This window comes from Achromobacter xylosoxidans, from assembly GCF_001457475.1.
GTDB lineage: Bacteria > Pseudomonadota > Gammaproteobacteria > Burkholderiales > Burkholderiaceae_B > Achromobacter > Achromobacter xylosoxidans.
This window is the reverse complement of sequence record NZ_LN831029.1, coordinates 122,976-139,368: the sequence shown is the minus strand read 5'-3', so window position 1 is coordinate 139,368 and position 16,393 is coordinate 122,976. Positions and strand designations below refer to the sequence as shown.

General features: G+C 68.2%; 15 protein-coding genes. 10 read left to right on the top strand and 5 right to left on the bottom strand.

Features of this window, described 5'->3' with window-relative positions:
- The first annotated feature begins 2 nt into the window (after positions 1-2).
- From AT699_RS00640 to AT699_RS00630, 3 genes are all read left to right on the top strand, one after another.
- A complete protein-coding gene (locus AT699_RS00640) occupies positions 3-635 on the top strand; it encodes a thiol:disulfide interchange protein DsbA/DsbL (RefSeq protein WP_006386972.1) in 633 nt (210 codons plus the stop codon).
- 162 nt (positions 636-797) lie between these two features.
- A complete protein-coding gene (locus tag AT699_RS00635; protein ID WP_024067391.1) occupies positions 798-2,009 on the top strand; it encodes an ABC transporter substrate-binding protein in 1,212 nt (403 codons plus the stop codon).
- Positions 1,988-2,947, top strand: coding sequence for an alpha/beta hydrolase (locus AT699_RS00630; protein WP_024067390.1), 960 nt, complete (start codon positions 1,988-1,990; stop codon positions 2,945-2,947). The genes AT699_RS00635 and AT699_RS00630 overlap by 22 nt, the downstream gene beginning before the upstream one ends.
- A 4-nt stretch (positions 2,948-2,951) precedes the next feature.
- Here AT699_RS00630 and metC read toward each other — a convergent pair whose 3' ends face one another.
- Entirely contained in the window at positions 2,952-4,145 is a 1,194-nt protein-coding gene (metC, locus tag AT699_RS00625; protein WP_024067389.1) for a cystathionine beta-lyase, read from the bottom strand.
- A gap of 83 nt (positions 4,146-4,228) precedes the next feature.
- A complete protein-coding gene (locus AT699_RS00620; protein ID WP_024067388.1) occupies positions 4,229-4,927 on the bottom strand; it encodes a nitroreductase in 699 nt (232 codons plus the stop codon).
- 77 nt (positions 4,928-5,004) lie between these two features.
- Between AT699_RS00620 and AT699_RS00615 the strand changes: the two genes are divergently transcribed.
- On the top strand, positions 5,005-5,631 hold the full coding sequence (locus AT699_RS00615; protein WP_006386967.1) for a LysE family translocator: 627 nt from the start codon (positions 5,005-5,007) through the stop codon (positions 5,629-5,631).
- Positions 5,632-5,733: 102 nt separating this feature from the next.
- On the opposite strand, the gene AT699_RS00610 is transcribed toward AT699_RS00615, so the two are convergent.
- A complete protein-coding gene (locus AT699_RS00610; protein ID WP_024067387.1) occupies positions 5,734-6,801 on the bottom strand; it encodes an MBL fold metallo-hydrolase in 1,068 nt (355 codons plus the stop codon).
- 73 nt (positions 6,802-6,874) lie between these two features.
- On the opposite strand from AT699_RS00610, the gene AT699_RS00605 reads away from it, so the two are divergent.
- Together AT699_RS00605 and AT699_RS00600 are read left to right on the top strand one after the other, a co-directional pair.
- A complete protein-coding gene (locus AT699_RS00605) occupies positions 6,875-7,258 on the top strand; it encodes a MerR family transcriptional regulator (RefSeq protein ID WP_006386965.1) in 384 nt (127 codons plus the stop codon).
- A gap of 10 nt (positions 7,259-7,268) precedes the next feature.
- Positions 7,269-7,601, top strand: coding sequence for a YnfA family protein (locus tag AT699_RS00600; RefSeq protein WP_006386964.1), 333 nt, complete (start codon positions 7,269-7,271; stop codon positions 7,599-7,601).
- A 169-nt stretch (positions 7,602-7,770) separates the two neighbouring features.
- Here AT699_RS00600 and AT699_RS00595 read toward each other — a convergent pair whose 3' ends face one another.
- Positions 7,771-8,742, bottom strand: coding sequence for a Bug family tripartite tricarboxylate transporter substrate binding protein (locus AT699_RS00595; RefSeq protein ID WP_024067386.1), 972 nt, complete (start codon positions 8,740-8,742; stop codon positions 7,771-7,773).
- Positions 8,743-8,788: 46 nt separating this feature from the next.
- Complete coding sequence (locus AT699_RS00590) at positions 8,789-9,967, bottom strand: M20 aminoacylase family protein (protein ID WP_024067385.1); 1,179 nt, start codon at positions 9,965-9,967, stop codon at positions 8,789-8,791.
- A gap of 245 nt (positions 9,968-10,212) precedes the next feature.
- Here AT699_RS00590 and AT699_RS00585 point away from each other — a divergent pair, with 245 nt between their 5' ends.
- The 4 genes from AT699_RS00585 to AT699_RS00570 all read left to right on the top strand — a co-directional run bounded on the left by AT699_RS00585 (position 10,213) and on the right by AT699_RS00570 (position 16,386).
- Positions 10,213-11,391 (top strand): isovaleryl-CoA dehydrogenase, encoded by a 1,179-nt coding sequence (locus AT699_RS00585; RefSeq protein WP_006386961.1) that lies wholly within the window; start codon positions 10,213-10,215, stop codon positions 11,389-11,391.
- A gap of 17 nt (positions 11,392-11,408) precedes the next feature.
- Entirely contained in the window at positions 11,409-13,274 is a 1,866-nt protein-coding gene (gene aceK / locus AT699_RS00580) for a bifunctional isocitrate dehydrogenase kinase/phosphatase (RefSeq protein WP_024067384.1), read from the top strand.
- 33 nt (positions 13,275-13,307) lie between these two features.
- The gene (locus AT699_RS00575; protein ID WP_006386959.1) at positions 13,308-14,489 is read left to right on the top strand and encodes an acetyl-CoA C-acetyltransferase; all 1,182 of its coding nucleotides are present in this window, start codon (positions 13,308-13,310) and stop codon (positions 14,487-14,489) included.
- Between the two features lie 289 nt (positions 14,490-14,778).
- Complete coding sequence (locus AT699_RS00570; RefSeq protein ID WP_006386958.1) at positions 14,779-16,386, top strand: carboxyl transferase domain-containing protein; 1,608 nt, start codon at positions 14,779-14,781, stop codon at positions 16,384-16,386.
- Positions 16,387-16,393: the final 7 nt, after the last annotated feature.

The window sequence follows — 16,393 nt, the reverse complement described above, 5'->3', positions numbered from 1 at the left end:
TCATGCTGTCCCCCAAGCTCATCCGCATCCTGGCAGCCGCCGCGCTGACCGCCACCGCGTTCTTCAGCCCGGCCAGCCACGCCCAGGGCACCCAGGCCTATGTGCCGATCAATCCGCCGCTGCCGTCGGATACCCCGGGCAAGATCGAGGTCCTGGAATTCTTCGCCTACACCTGCCCGCACTGCGCCGCCATGGAACCCATGGTCGAGGACTGGGCCAAGACCAAGCCCGAAGACGTCGTGCTCAAGCAGGTGCCGATCGCCTTCAACGCCGGCATGAAGCCGCTGCAACAGCTGTACTACACCCTGGTGGCCCTGGATCGGCCGGACCTGCATGCCAAGGTCTTCACCGCCATCCACGGCGAGCACAAGCGCCTGATCGACAAGAAGGCCATGGGCGAGTGGGCCGCCGCGCAGGGCGTGGACCGCGCCAAGTTCGACTCGGTGTTCGATTCGTTCAGCGTGCAGACCCAGGTGCAGCGCGCCAACCAGCTGGCCGAAGCCTATCGCATCGAAGGCACGCCGTCGTTCGCCGTCGGCGGCAAGTTCATGACCTCGCCGGTCATGGCGGGCAACAGCTACGAAGGCGCCCTGCAGGAAGTGAACAAGCTGATCCCGATGGCCCGCGGCAAGTGATCCGCGCCTGAACCGCGTTCATGACGACGCCCCGCGCCGACCGGCCGGGGCGTTTTTCATGGGGTCATCCCCAAGGCGGGCGCAGGCGGCAAAGCGCCCGCCGCGAGCTACACTTCCTCCCATAATTATTCGCCGCCACGCGCGGCCTACAAGGGGTGGAAGATGAGACAGCAATTCCTGCGCCGCGCGGCGCTGGGCGTGAGCCTGGCGCTGGCCGGCCTTGCGGCGCAAGCCAATGACGCCGACGGCGTGAAGATCGGCGTCCTGACGGACATGGCCGGCGTCACCGCCGACGCCACCGGGCGCGGCTCGGTCGAAGCGGCCCGCCTGGCGATCGAGGAACTGGGCGGCAGCGTGCTCGGCAAGCCCGTGGCGCTGGTGTCCGGCGACCACCAGCACCGGCCCGACATCGGCAGCGGCATGGTGCGCAAGTGGTACGACACCGATGGCGTCGACGTGGTGGTGGACGTGCCCAATTCGTCGGTGGCGCTGGCGGTGCAGGGCATCGCGCGCGAAAAGAAAAAGCTGGTGCTGTTCTCCAGCCCCGGCACCACCGCGCTGACGCAGGCCCAGTGCTCGCCGTATGGCGTGCAATGGACCTACACCACCTACGCGCTGTCGCGCGGCACCGCCACCGCCGTGGTCAAGGAAGGCAACAAGCGCTGGTTCATCCTGGCGTCCGATTACGCCTTCGGCAAGCAGTTGGCCGCCGACACCGAGACCGTGGTCAAGGCCAACGGCGGCGAGGTCGTGGACACGGTGTTCCATCCGCTCAACGCCTCGGATTTCGCCTCGTTCCTGCTGCAGGCGCAGGCCTCCAAGGCGCAGATCATCGCCGTCGCCAACGCCGGCGGCGACACCATCTCGGCGATCAAGCAGGCGGCCGAATTCGGCATCGCCAGCGGCGGCCAGAAGCTGGCGGCGATGCTATTGCTGCTGACCGACGTGCACAGCCTGGGATTGCAGGCCGCGCAGCACACCTACCTGACGGTGCCGTCCTATTGGGACATGAACGACGGCACCCGCGCCTTCAGCAAGAAGTTCGAGGCCCGCCTGGGCCGCCCGCCCACCTTCCTGCAGGCCGGCGTCTACAGCTCGGTGCGCCACTACCTGCGCGCGGTGCAGGCGGCCGGCACCACCGATTCGGACGCGGTGATGGCCAAGATGAAGTCGATGCCGATCGACGACGCCTTCAGCCTGAACGCGCACATCCGCGAGGACGGCCTGGTGGTGCGCGACATGATGCTGGCGCAGGTCAAGTCACCCGACCAGTCCAAGGCGCCCTGGGACTACTACAACATCGTGCGCACCATTCCCGGCGACTCGCTCGCCTGGCCCCTGTCGGAAAGCCAATGTCCGCTGGTCAAGAAGTAGGCCCCCTGGCGCTGGCCGATTTCGGCAGCTTCTACGCGGGCGGGCGGCAGGCGCATATCAGCGGCCGCCCGGTGCGCGAGATCGCCTTCACCAAGACCGCCTCGCTGTCGTATGACCCCAACGGCCTGTACCACGTCGAACAGGCCTACGTGCAGTACTTCATCCCGGCCGAGCGCCGCCATCCGCTGCCGCTGGTGCTGCTGCATGGTGGCGGCATGACCGGCGCGATGTGGGAACAGACGCCGGACGGGCGGTCCGGCTGGCTGCAGCACTTCGTGCGGCAGGGCCATGCGGTGTATGTGGTCGACAATGTCGAGCGCGGCCGCGCCGGCTGGACGCCGTTCGAGGAGGTGTGGCCGGACGCGCCGATCGTGCGCAACGCCGAGGAAAGCTGGTCGCTGTTCCGCTTCGGCCGCGCCGAGGACTACGCGCAGCGCCGCGCCTTCGACGGCCAGCGCTTTCCGCTGGCGGCCTTCGATGATTTCATCCGCCACGCCGTGCCGCGCTGGCTCGGCAACAACGATGCGGCGCTGGCGGGCTTTTGCGCCGCGATGGAACGCATCGGCCCGTGCCTGGTGCTGGCGCACAGCCATGGCGGCGAAGTGGCCTACCGCGCGCTGCAGGCGCGGCCGGATCTGGTGCGCGGCGTCATCGGCATCGAACCGTCGGGCTTCTCGCAGGAGGTGGACCCGGCCGCGGTGGCGGGCAAGCCCTTCTTGTTCGTCTACGGCGATTATCTGGACGCCACGCCGCTGTGGGCCAAGCTGGATGCGGCCGGGCAGGCCTACGCCGACCGCTTGGCCGCGCGCGGCGGCCGCGTCACCAGCTGGCGCCTGGCCGGCATGGGCATCCGTGGCAACTCGCACATGCCCATGATGGACGACAACAGCGACGACATCGCCGCGCGCATCGGCGCGTGGATCCGCGCCAACGCCTGAGGCGTCAGCCCTTGACCGCCGCGGCCTTCTCCAGCGCCTGCGTCAGGTCGGCAATGATGTCCTGCGGCGACTCCAGGCCGATGTGCAGGCGCACCAGCGCGTTCTGGCCCTCGCCCCAATAACGGTGGTGCGACAGGTCCTTGGGCGACACCAGCTGCACCAGGCTTTCGTAGCCGCCCCACGAGAAGCCGATGCCGAACAGTTCCAGTTCGTCCACGAACACGCGCGCGGCCGCCGGCGACAGGCGCAGTTCGACCGACAGCATGCCGTTGGAGCCCGTGCAGTCGCGCTGCCACAGTGCATGGCCCGGATCCTGCGGCCAGGCGGGGTGGAACAGGCGCACGGTCTCGGGACGGCTCTTGAAGAACTCGCACACTTGCAGCGCGTGGCGCGCGTGCTGCGCCATGCGGATCGGCATGGTGCGCACGCCGCGCAGCGCCAGCCAGGCGTCGTCGGCGCTGATGGAGTAGCCCATCGCGTACTGGGTGCGGTTCAGTTTCTTGGCAATCGCCTCGTCATTGGTGACCACCGCGCCCAGCATCAGGTCGGAATGGCCGCCCACGTACTTGGTGCCGGCGATGACCGACACCTGCGCGCCCAGCGTCAGCGGCCGGTAGATGTAGCCCGAACCCCAGGTGTTGTCGGTGGCCAGCACCAGGCCGTGGCGCTGCGCGATGGCGGCCATGGCGCCCATGTCGAGCATCTCGAACAGCAGCGAGCCGGGCGATTCCACGTACAGCAGCCTGGTGTTGGGCTGCACCAGCGCGTCCAGGTCTTCGCCGGCGGCGAAGTAGGTGACGGCGATGTTCATGCGCTTGAGCACGGCATCGTCCAGCTCGCGCATCGGGCCGTAGACGCAATCGGAGATCAGGGCGTGGTCGCCGGCCGAGCACAGCGCCAGCATCACCATGGTCATGGCCGACAGGCCGGACGACGCCAGGTAGGCGTGCGTGCCGCCTTCGAGCTGCGCGAAAACCTGCTCCAGCGCCGCGTGCGTGTCCATGCCCATGCGGCCATAGGTGGTGGCGCGGCCGCCGGCGGCCTTGTTGCGCTGGGCCTTTTCCAGGGCCGCCAGGTTCTCGAAACGCACCGTGCTGGCCCGCATCGGCGGCAGCGGCACCGGCGCCGTGCCCGTCTCGGGGTTGAACGGGGCTGTGCCCGCGTGCTGCAAAACCGTATCGATGTGTTTGGTAGCCATCTTCAAGAGGGAATGCTTGCGTATTGGGAGAACCCGAACCGTAGCAGGAACGCGCGCGGATGTCGCGCCCCCGGGGTCCGGTGTCAGTCGATCCAGCGCACCGCCGCGTCCAGGTCGGCGCGGCTGGTGCGGTAGCTGTTGGCCGGATGCGCGGCGTCGGCATAGCCGAACGAAATGGCGCAAACCACGCGGCGGTCGGCGCCGATGCCCAGCTGTTCGCGCAGCACCTCGGGATACATCGCCAGCGAGGCCTGCGCCACCGTGGCCACGCCGTTGGCCTGCGCCGCCAGCAGGAAATTGGCCACATAACCGCCGCAGTCGATGGCGCCGTATTCGCCCAGCGCCTCGTCGGTGGTGATGATGGCCACGTGCGGCGCATCGAACAACTGGAAGTTGCGCAGTTCCTGGCGGCGGTAGGCCTCGCGGTCGCCGCGCGCCACGCCCACGGCCCCATACAGCTGGAAGCCCGACTCGCGGCGCCGCGCCAGGTAGTCGCCCTGGTACTCGCGCGGGAACGGGAAATCGGGCCTGAAGCCCGCTTGCCCGGCGCGTTCCACCAGGGCCCGGCTCAGGCGCCGCGCGCCGTCGCCCGAGGCCACCGTCACCTGCCACGGCTGGCAGTTGCACCAGGACGCGGTGCGCTGCGCCAGCGTCAGGATGCGTTCGATGGTGGCGCGCGGCACCGGCTCGGGCAGGAAGGCGCGGCAACTGTGGCGCGCGCGCAGCCAGTCTTCGAGCGCGGCGTCGGGACGCGCGGCGGCGGATTCGGGTACGGCGGACATGGTGTCTCCTTGGTTTCCTCGTATGATGCCACTTGATTGCCGGCGCGCAAGGCGCCGCCCGACCCTGGCGAGATCCCATGCTGCCCCTAGACTCCCTGATCGCGTTCTTCGGCATTGCCGTATTGCTGGCCCTGACACCCGGGCCCGACAACCTGTTCGTGCTGATGCAATCGGCCATCTGGGGCCGCAAGGCCGGGCTGTTCGTGGTGCTGGGGCTGTGCACCGGGCTGCTGGGCCACACCGCCGCCGTGGCGCTCGGGCTGGCCGCCGTATTCGCCGCCTCGCCGGTGGCGTTCACGGTATTGAAGCTGGCCGGCGCAGCCTATCTGGCCTACCTGGCGTGGCAGATCCTGCGGGCGCCGGTGCATGCCGAGGACGGCCAGCGGCCCGAGCCGATGAAGACCTCCGCGCTGTACCGGCGCGGCATCGTCATGAACCTGACCAATCCCAAGGTGCTGCTGTTCTTCTTTGCCTTCCTGCCGCAGTTCACCTCGCCCAGGCTGGGCGCGGTGGGCTGGCAGACGGTGCAGCTGGGCGCGGTGTTCATGCTGGCCACGCTGCTGGTGTTCGGCGCGATCGCCTTCTTCTCGGGCGCGTTCGGCGAACTGCTGCAGCGCTCGGTCACGGCCAAGCGCTGGCTCAACCGCGTCGCGGCGCTGGTGTTCGTGGGGCTGGCCGTGCGGCTGGCGACGGCCACGCGCTGAGGCCACCTTCCGGCGCGGGCCTGGCGAAGTCCCGCCCGGCGAAGCCACGCGCGCCGGTTCGCGCCCGCGGGACGCCGCCGCGCAACGTGACGGGGAGCGGCGTCAGGCCGCCTTGAAGCGCACGATGCCGTCCGCGCCTGTGCTGCGCGTCAGCTTGCCTTCGAAATACAGCGCATGCAGGTGCGCCAGCGCCTCGCCCATGGCAAAGGTGAGCTGGTGCAGGTCGAGCTTGCGCTTGAACAGCACCGGCACGATGTCCGAGGTCGATTGCGGTCCGGCCTTACAGGCTTCCAGCACCTCGGCCAGGCGGTCGCGATGGTGCTCGTGCTGCTGCGCGATGCGTTCGTGCAGGCCCTTGAACGGCCGGCCATGCGACGGCAGCACCAGCGTGTCGCGCGGCACGTCGGCGTAGCCGTCGAGCGAGCGCAGGTACAGCGGCAGCGGGTTGGCGTCGGGCTCGTAGTCGAACACACTGACGTTGGTGGAGATGCGCGGCAGCACCATGTCGCCGGAGATCAGCACGCCCAGGTCGGGCGAATGCAGCGAGGCGTGCTCGGGCGCGTGGCCGTAGCCGACGATGACGCGCCAGTCGTGCGCGCCGATGCGCACCGCGTCGCCATGCATGATGCGGGTGTAGCGCGACGGCACGGCCGGCACCAGGTTGGGAAAGTAGTTGGCGCGCTGGCGGATCTGTTCCTGCGCGTCCGGATCGGTCAGGCCGTGGCGGGCGAAATGGTCGACCGCCGACTGGCCGCCAGGCCCGGCGCCGGCGTCATTGCGGCGCGACGACCACAGCGACGCGACCATGAAGTCGGTCATGGTCATCCACAGCCGCGCGTCCCAGCGTTCACAGAGCCAGTAGGCCAGGCCGATGTGGTCCGGGTGCATGTGGGTGACGATGACGCGCAGCACCGGCAGGCCTTCCAGTTCGTTCTCGAACACCTGTTCCCACAGCGTCTTGACCTCGTCGCGCGAGATGCCGCAGTCGACGATGGTCCAGCCGTCGCGGCCGTCGATGCGGTCGCGCAGCAGCCAGAGATTGATATGATCCAGCGCGAACGGCAGCGGCATGCGGATCCACTTGACGCCCTCGGCCACCTGGTGGGCGCGGCCGGCTTCGGGCTGGAAATCGGCCCAGGGATACTGCAGCTTCTGTTCGTTGGGGTTCATTGCCTCGCTCTCCACGCTTGACGATCGCGTCAAGTCATCATAATTTACGTTTACGTAAACTGCCACACGTCGCATGTCCCCGTCAACCTGGACCATCTCCGAGCTCGCCCGCGAGTTCGACGTCACGCCCCGCACGATCCGCTTCTATGAAGACCAGGGGATCGTCAGCCCGGCGCGCGAGGGCCGCAACCGCATCTTCGGGCCGCGCGACCGCACGCGCCTGAAGCTGGCCCTGCGCGGCAAGCGCCTGGGCCTGCAGTTGTCGGAGATCCTGACGCTGATCGACATGTACGACGGCCCCGGCGACACCGAGGTGCAGTTGCGCCAGTACCTGGCGGTGCTGGCCCAGCACCGCGCCACGCTGGAACAGCAGCGCCGCGACATCGAGGATACGCTGCAGGAGATTGCCGTGCAGGAACGCCAGTGCCACGAACTGCTGGCGCAGCAACGGTCCTGAAGCGCCAGCCATGGCGATGCTGCAAACCTTCGCGCTGTTCGTCCTGACCGCGCTGGCCGAAATCATTGGCTGCTACCTGCCGTACCTGTGGTTGCGCCGCGGTCATTCCATCTGGCTGCTGGCGCCGGCCGCCGTCAGCCTGGCGCTGTTCGCCTGGCTGCTGACGCTGCACCCGACCGCGTCGGGGCGCGTCTATGCGGCCTATGGCGGGGTGTACATCGGCATGGCGCTGCTGTGGCTGTGGGCGGTCGATGGCGTGCGGCCCAGCGTCAGCGATTATGTCGGCGTGGGGCTGTGCCTGGCCGGCATGCTGGTGATCATGTTCGGACCGAAGACGGCCTGACCGATTGCCGCGAAGGCGCGTGGGCGCACGACGGGCCAGCGCGCGCCGGCCCGTCCCAATGACGCGGCGCGACGCCGGTCCGCCTCTCCGAAAATGAAAAAGCGCGCTCCCCATGGAGCGCGCTTTGCGTTGCCTGCGCGGCATCCCGGCCGGGATGCGCGCCCCGGCGTCATTCCGCCTTGATGTTGCCTTCCTTGATGATGCGGGCGTTGTTGGCGAACTCGGCCTGCACCTGCTTGGCGAAAGCGTCGCCGGACGCGGTGCCCGGCTGCAGGTAGGACTTGGCCAGCAGGTCCTTGAACTCGGGGCTGGCCACGGCCTTGGCCAGCGCGGCCTGCAGCGGACCCGACACCGCCGGCGGCAGGTTGGCCGGGGCGAAGATGCCGAAGTTCGAGTAGTACTGCGCCTGCGGCAGCTTCAGTTCGGCCATGGTGGGCACGTCGGGCCAGGCGGCCAGGCGCTCGGGCGCCATCACCGCCAGCGGCTTGAGCGCGCCGCTGGCCACGTGCGGCAGCACCACGTCGGTGTTGACCACCAGCAGTTCGACCACGCCGCCCAGGCCGTCCGTCAGCGCCTGGCTGTTGCCGCGGTAGGGCACGTGCAGCATTCTGGTGCCGGTCTGCGTGGTCAGCGCCGCCATGCCGATGTGAGCCACCGTGCCCTGGCCCGGCGTGCCGTAGCGCACGCCGTCCGGATGCGACTTGGCGTACTCGATCAGGCCGGCGAAGTCCTTCACCGGCAGGGACTTGGTGGCGACGATGGCCACGGGCGCCACGGCCACGCTGGCCACCGGCGTCAGGTCCTTCATCGGGTCGTAGTTGGTCTTGGCCAGGTGCGGGAAGATGGTCAGCGGGCTGGTGGAAGCCAGCAGCAGGGTGGCGCCGTCCGGCTGGGCGCGCGCCACGAAGTCGGTGCCGACCGAGGCGCCCGCGCCGGGCTTGTTCTCGACGATGACGGTGGCGTTGGTTTCCTTGCGCAGCACGTCGCCCAGGCGGCGTCCGATCGCGTCGGCGCTGCCGCCGGCGGTGTAGGGCACGACCAGGGTGATGGGCTTGGCGGGCCAGCCCTGCGCCAGCGCGGCGCCGCCCGTCATGATTGCCAGGGCCGCCCCCGCGGCCGTGAACAGCATCTTCTTTTTCATGGCTTCCTTGTTGTGTTGCGTAGCACTGCGTCAGGTAATGCTTGAATCAACCGGCCAGATAGCGCTGCGTCAGCCGCACCCAGTAGCTCGCGCCCGGCGCGATCAGGGCGTCGTTGAAGTCGTAGCTGGTGTTGTGCAGCATGCACGGGCCCAGGCCGTGGCCGGCCATGCGGTGGTCGCCGTCGCCGTTGCCCAGGAACACGTAGCAGCCGGGCTTGGCCTGCAACAGAAAGGCGAAGTCCTCCGAGGCCATCACCGGCTCGATCACGCGGGCGTGGTCGGCGCCGGCCACCTCGCGCATGACCTGCATGCAGAACTCGGTTTCGGCGGGCGTGTTGATCAGCGCCGGGTAGCGGCGTTCGAAGTAGACCTCGGCCTCGCAGCCGTGGGCGGCGGCGATGCTGCCGGCGATCTCGTGCATGCGGCGCTCGATCAGGTCGACCACGTCGGTGCTGTAGGCGCGCACCGAGCCGCCCAGCCAGGCGCTGCCCGGGATCACGTTGATGACGCTGCCGCCGGCCTGCACCTGCGTGATGGACAGCACGGCGGCATCCAGCGGGCGCTTGCTGCGCGTCAGGATGGTCTGCAGCGACTGGCCGATGGCGAACAGCGCCGGCACCGGGTCGGCGCAGTCGTGCGGCGCGGCGGCATGGCCGCCCTTGCCGCGCACGGTGATCTTGAAACCGTTGGCGGACGCCATCATCGGCCCGGCGCAGACGCCGAACGAGCCGGCTTCCAGGCCCGGCCAGTTGTGCATGCCGAACACGGCTTCGCAGGGGAAGCGCTCGAACAGGCCGTCCTGGATCATGGCGCGGCCACCGGCGCCGCCTTCCTCGGCCGGCTGGAAACAGAAATAGACGGTGCCGTCGAAGCCGCCTTCCTGTTGCAGGTGGCGCGCGGCGGCCAGCAGCATGGCGGTGTGGCCGTCATGGCCGCAGCCATGCATCTTGCCGTCGTGGCGCGAACGGTGTTCGAACTGGTTCTCTTCCTGCATCGGCAGGGCGTCCATGTCGGCGCGCAACATGATGGCGCGGTCGGAAGTGCCGCGCTTGATGACGCCGACCACGCCGGTCTTGGCGATGCCGGTGTGGGTCTCGATGCCCCAGCCGCGCAGGGCGTCGGCCACCACCTTGGCGGTGCGGTGCTCCTCGTAGCAGAGCTCGGGATGGGCGTGCAGGTCGCGCCGCAGCGCCACAATATCGTCGAGATTGGCCAGGTCGGACACCGCTGACTCCGTAACAAAATTTCAAGTTTCAAGGATCCGGGGAATAGTACCCAGGGGCGCCGCCCGGGACGCAAACATTTGCCTAGGGAAAACCCGACTCTTATTTACGTTTACGTAAACGTAATATTTGCGGTGCATCATTGCGTAGCCAGCGTCGATCAGCGCATCATGGGGCCACGCGGCGAGATCCGGCGCGATCGCAGGCGCCCATAAAAATGTAAGTACCCACTATCACGGAGACAGCGATGAACCTTCCTGGCCTGAACTTCGATCTGGGCGAAGACCTGGACATGCTGCGCGACGCCGTGCGCACTTTTGCGCAGGCCGAGATCGCGCCGCGCGCCGCCGAAGTCGACCGCAGCGACCAGTTCCCCATGGACCTGTGGCGCAAGTTCGGCGACCTGGGCGTGCTGGGCATGACGGCCAGCGAGGAATACGGCGGCGCCAACATGGGCTACCTGGCCCACATGGTGGCGATGGAGGAAATCTCCCGCGCCAGCGCCTCCATCGGCCTGTCCTATGGCGCCCACTCGAACCTGTGCGTCAACCAGATCAACCGCAACGGCACCCCGGCGCAGAAGGCCAAGTACCTGCCCAAGCTGATTTCCGGCGAGCACGTCGGCGCGCTGGCCATGAGCGAACCGGGCGCCGGCTCGGACGTGGTCAGCATGAAGCTGCGCGCCGACAAGAAGGGCGACCGCTACGTGCTGAACGGCTCCAAGATGTGGATCACCAACGGCCCCGACGCCGACACCCTGGTGGTCTATGCCAAGACCGACCCCGAGGCGCACCAGCGCGGCATCACCGCGTTCCTGGTGGAAAAGGGCTTCAAAGGTTTCTCGGTGGCGCAGAAGCTGGACAAGCTCGGCATGCGCGGCAGCCACACCGGCGAACTGGTGTTCCAGGATTGCGAGATCCCCGAGGAAAACGTGCTGGGCCAGGTCAACGGCGGCGTCAAGGTGCTGATGAGCGGCCTGGACTACGAACGCGCCGTGCTGTCCGGCGGCCCGGTCGGCATCATGCAGGCCGTGATGGACGTGGTGGTGCCGTACATCCATGACCGCAAGCAGTTCGGCCAGGCCATCGGCGAATTCCAGCTGATCCAGGGCAAGGTGGCCGACCTCTACACCACGCTGCAGGCCAGCCGCGCCTTCTGCTACCAGGTCGGCAAGAACCTCGACCGCCTGGGCGCCGAGCACGTGCGCCAGGTGCGCAAGGACTGCGCCGCGCTGATCCTGTACACCGCCGAGAAGGCCACCTGGATGGCCGGCGAGGGCGTGCAGATCCTGGGCGGCAATGGCTACATCAATGAATACCCGGTGGGCCGCCTGTGGCGCGACGCCAAGCTGTATGAAATCGGCGCCGGCACCAGCGAGATCCGCCGCATGCTGATCGGCCGCGAGCTGTTCGCCGAGACGGCCTGATTCGGCCCGAGTCCGCCATGATCCGCACGTCCGACGTCCAGCACATCGAGCAGGCGCCCGCGCAGGGCCCCTCGCCGCTGGACGTCGCGCATCGCATCCTGGCCGGCTTCGACCGCCACTACGCGCTGTTCCGCTACAGCGCGCAGCGCGCCAAGGCGCTGTTCGAATCGGGCGACTGGCACGGCATCCAGCGCCTGTCGCGCGAACGCATCGAGTACTACGACATGCGCGTGCGCGAGTGCGCCAGCCAGCTCGAAGGCGTGCTGCGCGGGCGGCCCGAGGGCGCGGTCGGCGCCCATGGCACCAACGGCGCGAACGGCGCCGCGGGCGCCGCGCTGACTGAAACGCAGACCGCCTACTGGCAACAGATCAAGCAGGAATTCGTCGGCCTGCTGGGCGAGCATCGCCAGCCCGAATGCGCCGAGACCTTCTTCAACTCGGTGTCGTGCCGGCTGCTGCACCGCGACTACTTCCACAACGATTTCCTGTTCGTGCGGCCGGCCGTGGCCACCGACTACCTGGACAGTCGCATGCCGTCGTACCGGGTCTACTACCCGGTGACCGAGGGCCTGCACAAAAGCCTGATCCGCATGGTGGCCGACTTCGGCCTGGCGCTGCCGTTCGAGGACCTGCCACGCGACACCCGCCTGCTGGCGCGCGCTGCCATCGGCCAGCTGCGACGGCAGTTGCCGCGCCACGTCGGCCGCCGCATCGCCAGCGACTGCCAGGTGCATGCGCTGGGCTCGCTGTTCTTTCGCAACAAGGGCGCCTACATCGTCGGCCGCCTGATCAACCAGGGCACCGTCTATCCCTTCGCCGTGGCGTTGACGCGCAACCCGGCCGGACAGGTGAACCTGGACGCGCTGCTGCTGGGCGCGGACGACCTGAGCACGCTGTTCAGCTTCACGCGCGCGTATTTCCTGGTGGACATGGAGACGCCCGCCGCGGTGGTCAACTTCCTGGCCAGCCTCTTGCCGCGCAAGCCCAAGGCCGAGCTGTACACCATGATCGGCCTGCAGAAGCAGGGCAAGACGCTGTTCTACCGCGACTTCCTGCACCACCTGGCGCATTCGCGCGACGCCTTCGACATCGCGCCCGGCATCAAGGGCATGGTGATGTGCGTGTTCACGCTGCCGTCCTATCCCTACGTGTTCAAGCTGATCAAGGACCATATCGACAAGGACGGCATGGACCACGCCACCGTGCGGCGCAAGTACCAGATGGTCAAGCTGCACGATCGCGTCGGCCGCATGGCCGATACCTGGGAATATTCGCAGGTGGCGCTGCCGCGCGCCCGCTTCGCGCCGCAGCTGCTCGACGAACTGCGGCGCCTGGTGCCCAGCCTGATCGAGGAAACCGGCGACACGGTGGTCATCCGCCACGTCTACATCGAACGGCGCATGACGCCGCTGAACCTGTACCTGAGCCAGGCGCCGGACGCGCTGCTGGAGCCGGCCGTGCGCGAATATGGCGACGCGATCCGCCAGCTGGCCGCCGCCAACATTTTCCCCGGCGACATGCTCTACAAGAACTTCGGCGTGACGCGGCTGGGCCGGGTCGTGTTCTACGACTACGACGAAATCCAGCGCATGACCGAGATGAATTTCCGACGGATTCCTCCCGCCCCCAACGAGGAAGCGGAAATGGCCTCCGAACCCTGGTATGCCGTCGGACCGAACGACGTCTTTCCGGAGGAATTCGGCCGCTTCCTGCTGGGCGACGCGCGTGTGCGCGGCGCCTTCCTGCGCCACCATGCCGACCTGCTGGAACCGGAGTGGTGGCAGGCCTGTCGCGCCCACGTGGCGCAAGGCCGGATCGAAGAATTTTTCCCTTACGATACGGACAGACGGCTGCGTCCGGCACCCGCTGGCGCCACCGCATAAAACACGCTGTCCCGACCCTCACAGGAGCTAGTCATGTCAGATCCCATCGTTATCGTTTCCGTCGCCCGCACGCCCATGGGCGGCATGCTCGGCAGCCTGTCCGGCCTGGCCGCGCACGAGCTGGGCTCGGTCGCCATCAAGGCGGCCGTCGAACGCGCCGGCCTCAAGCCCGAGCAGATCGAAGAAGTCATCATGGGCAACGTGCTGCAGGCCGGCCAGGGCCAGGCCCCGGCGCGCCAGGCCGCGCTGGGCGCGGGCCTGCCGCTGGGCGTGGCGTGCACCACCATCCACAAGGTGTGCGGTTCGGGCCTGAAGGCCGCCATGTTCGGCCACGACCTGCTGGCCGCGGGTTCGGCCAACATCGTCGTCGCCGGCGGCCAGGAAAGCATGAGCAACGCGCCCTACCTGATGCTCAAGGGCCGCCAGGGCTATCGCTACGGCCACAGCACCATCTATGACCACATGGCCCTGGACGGCCTGGAAGACGCCTACGACAAGGGCAAGGCCATGGGCGTGTTCGCCGAGGATTGCGCCGCCAAGTATTCGTTCACGCGCGAGCAGCAGGATGCGTTCTCGCTGGAATCGCTGCGCCGCGCCCGCGCCGCCACCGAGGACGGCAGCTTCAAGTGGGAAATCACTCCGGTCACGGTCGCCGGCCGCAAGGGCGACACCGTGATCGACACCGACGAGGCCCCCACCAAGGCCATGCCGGAAAAGATCCCCACGCTCAAGCCCGCGTTCAAGAAGGACGGCACCGTCACCGCCGCCAACTCGTCGTCGATCTCCGACGGCGCCGCCGCCATGGTGCTGATGCGCGCCTCCACCGCCGAGAAGCTCGGCATCAAGCCGCTGGCCCGCATCGTGGCGCACAGCCAGCACTCGCAGGAACCGAACTGGTTCACCACCGCGCCCGTCGGCGCGCTCAAGAACCTGTTCGCCAAGACCGGCTGGAAGGCCGAGGACGTGGACCTGTACGAGATCAACGAAGCGTTCGCCGTGGTCACCATGGCCGCCATGACCGACTTCAAGCTGCCGCACGACAAGGTCAACATCCACGGCGGCGCCACCGCCCTGGGCCACCCTATCGGCGCCTCCGGCGCGCGCCTGATGACCACGCTGATCGGCGCGCTGCGCAAGACCGGCGGCAAGCGCGGCGTGGCCACGCTGTGCATCGGCGGCGGTGAAGCCGTGGCGATGGCGATCGAGATGGTCTAAGGCGGTATTTCTCCCGAGGCGCGCTTTTTCCCTGGATGTCCCTGGGAAAAAGCGCCGCCTCGGGAGGCCGCAAGCCCGCGTAGCGGGCACACCGAGGGGCATCATTTCGCTGCGCCTTTTCCGCAAGGCGAAGTCCGCGACGGGTCGGTCGGCGGGCCGTGCGGGAGAGGCGCAACGAAATGCAGCTGAGTTAATCCATGACAAGAATGCCCGGCTCAGCGGGCAGCGAGACAAACCGCTCGACCCCGAGCGCCTTCAACATCCCATTAAGCAGGACGGGTGGTACCCCATGCCCATCATCGAATCCCGCATCAATCCGCGGTCGCAGGACTACACCGACAACGCGCGCGCCATGCAGGCGCAACTGGACGACCTGAGCCAGCAACTGGCGCGGACCGCGCTGGGCGGCAGCGAATCGTCGCGCGCCAAGCACGTGGCGCGCGGCAAGCTGCTGCCGCGCGACCGCGTCGAACAACTGATCGATCCGGGTTCGCCGTTCCTGGAACTGTCGCCGATGGCGGCGCACGGCATGTACGACGGCGACGCGCCGGGCGCGGGCGTCATCACCGGCATCGGCCGCATCGCCGGCACCGAATGCGTGATCGTCTGCAACGACGCCACCGTCAAGGGCGGCACCTACTACCCGATGACGGTCAAGAAGCACCTGCGGGCGCAGGAGATCGCCGCGCAGAACCGCCTGCCGTGCGTCTACCTGGTCGATTCCGGCGGCGCCAACCTGCCGCAGCAGGACGAGGTCTTTCCCGACCGCGAACACTTCGGCCGCATCTTCTACAACCAGGCGCAGATGTCGGCGCAGGGCATCGCGCAGATCGCGGTGGTGATGGGATCCTGCACCGCCGGCGGCGCCTACGTGCCCGCCATGAGCGACGAGTCCATCATCGTCAAGAACCAGGGCACCATCTTCCTGGGCGGCCCGCCGCTGGTGAAGGCCGCCACCGGCGAGGAAGTCAGCGCCGAGGACCTGGGCGGCGGCGACGTGCATACGCGCCTGTCGGGCGTGGCCGACCATCTGGCCGCCAACGACATGCACGCGCTGCAACTGGCGCGCGGCGCCGTGGCGCGCCTGAACCGCAAGAAGCCGGCGCCGCTGGCCACCGTGCCGGTGCGCGAGCCGCGCTACGATCCGGCCGAACTGAACGGCATCATCCCCGCCGACACGCGCAAGCCGTACGACGTGCGCGAGGTCATCGCGCGCATCGTCGACGGCTCCGAGTTCGACGAATTCAAGGCGCGCTTCGGCCCCACGCTGGTGACGGGCTTTGCCCACATCCACGGCATGCCGGTGGGCATCGTCGCCAACAACGGCATCCTGTTCTCGGAATCGGCGCAGAAGGGCGCGCACTTCATCGAGCTGTGCGCGCAGCGCAAGATCCCGCTGGTGTTCCTGCAGAACATCACCGGTTTCATGGTCGGCCGCAAGTACGAAAACGAAGGCATCGCGCGCCACGGCGCCAAGATGGTGACGGCGGTGGCCACCGCCAACGTGCCCAAGTTCACCGTGCTGATCGGCGGCTCGTTCGGCGCCGGCAACTACGGCATGTGCGGCCGCGCCTACTCGCCGCGCCTGCTGTTCATGTGGCCCAACGCGCGCATCTCGGTCATGGGCGGCGAGCAGGCCGCCAGCGTGCTGGCCACCGTCAAGCGCGACGGCATCGAGGCGCGCGGCGGCCAGTGGTCGGCGGCCGAGGAAGACGCCTTCAAGGCGCCGATCCGCGAGCAATACGAACGCGAGGGTCATCCGTACTACGCCACCGCGCGGCTGTGGGACGACGGCATCATCGCGCCGGCCGACACGCGCCGCGTGCTGGGGCTGGCGCTATCGGCGGCGCTGAACGCGCCGATCGAAGACACGCGCTTCGGCGTCTTCCGGATGTAGAAGAAAG